At 73.5% G+C, this 1,790-nt stretch carries 2 protein-coding genes; both read left to right on the forward strand.

Annotation, left to right across the window (positions count from 1 at the left end):
* Nucleotides 1-1,071, forward strand: a 1,071-nt coding sequence (locus BZL64_RS33095; protein ID WP_086772800.1) for an MFS transporter, incomplete at its 5' end; no start/stop codon positions are given.
* Nucleotides 1,072-1,096: 25 nt separating this feature from the next.
* Nucleotides 1,097-1,790: SDR family NAD(P)-dependent oxidoreductase (locus BZL64_RS33100; RefSeq protein WP_086772799.1), on the forward strand; the 694-nt coding region annotated here is incomplete at its 3' end.

Genomic DNA, 1,790 nt, shown 5'->3' on the forward strand with positions numbered 1-1,790 from the left:
CGTGCCCCGAGCAGGGCCCCGCTCGCCCCCGGCATCGGGGCCCTGCTCGGGGCACGCCTGGCCCAGGGAGCGGGCGCGGCCCTCGTCGCGCCCGCCGCCATGGCCGTGCTGCGCGCCGTCTTCCCCTCCCCCAGCGCGTACGGCAGGGCGATGGCCACGTGGGGCGGACTCTCGGTACTCGGCGCGACTGCGGGCAATCTGCTCTCCGGCGTCATCTCGGCGCTGCTCTCCTGGCGTTGGACCTTCGCCGTACCCCTCGTGGTGGCGGTCTCCGCCCTCATCCTCACGCCCCGGCTGCTGCCGGAAACCGCACCGGACCGGGGCAGGTCTCCCGACCTGCCGGGCGCTCTGCTCGCCACCGTCGGGATCACCCTCGCCAGTTACGGGCTCGTCGTCACCGACGCCCGACCCTGGTCGTCGGCCGGCGTGCTCGTGCCGCTGCTCGGCGGGACCGCGCTGCTGGCCGCGTTCTGGTACGCCGAGCGCCGGGCACGCGACCCGCTGCTGCCACCCCGTTTCCTGCTCGACCGGCGGCGGGCCCTCGCCCTCACGGCCATCGCACTGAGCGCCTGCGGGACCGCGATGACCTTCGTGGTGCTCTCGCTCCACCTCCAGCAGGCACGCGACTGGTCAGAGTTGCGGGCCTCGGCCGCCTTCGTGCCGTTCGCCGCCGCGCTGATCGCCTCGGGCCGGGCGGCAGGGCCGCTCATCGGCCGGTACGGGGCCCAAGCCGTCACGTCCGCCGGGCTGGGCACGGGCGCGGCGGGGCTCGTCCTCCTCGCGTTCACCGGGCTCGACGCGCACACCTGGTACGCGTACGGCCTGCTGCCGGGCCTTGTGCTGCTGCCGGCCGGCACCGCGGCCTCCTTCGCGGGAGCCGCCGTGCTCGCCACCGAAGGTGTACCGCGGCAGCAGACCGGGCTCGCGGGTGGCGTGCTGAACACGGCGATGGAATTCGGCCCGACCGTCCTCTTCGCCGTCCTGCTCACGCTCGGCAGCGACGCCTCGTCCCTGGCCGCGACGGGGGCCGCCCTCGCCGTCGCGGCCCTCCTGAACCAGCGCACCAAATAATCCATCACTCAAGGGAGCCATCGACATGAACCGCTTCACCGGCAAGACCGTCCTCGTCACCGGCGCGGGCTCCGGCCTCGGCCGCGCGATCGCGCTCGCCTTCGCCGCCGAGGGCGCATCCGTGGTCGTCGCGGGACGCACGGCGGCCTCCCTGGACGAGACGGTCCGCCTCGTCGAGGCGGCCGGCGGCACGGCCGCCGCCGTCACCGCCGATGTCACCGACTCCGGCCGGCTCCAGCACCTCGTGCACGAGAGCGTCACCCGATTCGGCGGACTGGACATCGCGGTCAACAACGCCGGGATACTCCGCGGCACCGTACCCGTCGGCGAGGTGAGCGAGGAGGACTGGGACGCGGTGCTGCGGACCAATGTCACCGGCGTCTGGCTGGCCATGAAACACCAGATCGCCCACATGAAGGAGAACGGCGGCGGCGCCATCGTGAACGTCTCCTCCAACCTGGGCGCACACCTGCGGATCCCGAACGTCGCCGCGTACATCACCTCCAAGGCAGCGGTCTCCGCGCTGACCCGCGCCGCCGCTCTCGACCACATCCACCAGGGCATCCGCATCAACGCGGTCAGCCCCGGCGCCTCCGCCGCTCCCATGTCGCTGCGGCCCGGCGAGACCGAGGCAGACCGTGCCGAGCGGGTGAAAACAGAAAACCCGCTCGGCCGGGTCGCGGAGGCCGAAGAAGTGGCGGCCGCGGTGCTCTACCTCG

Source organism: Streptomyces bobili (genome assembly GCF_002154575.1).
Taxonomy (GTDB): Bacteria; Actinomycetota; Actinomycetes; order Streptomycetales; family Streptomycetaceae; genus Streptomyces; species Streptomyces bobili.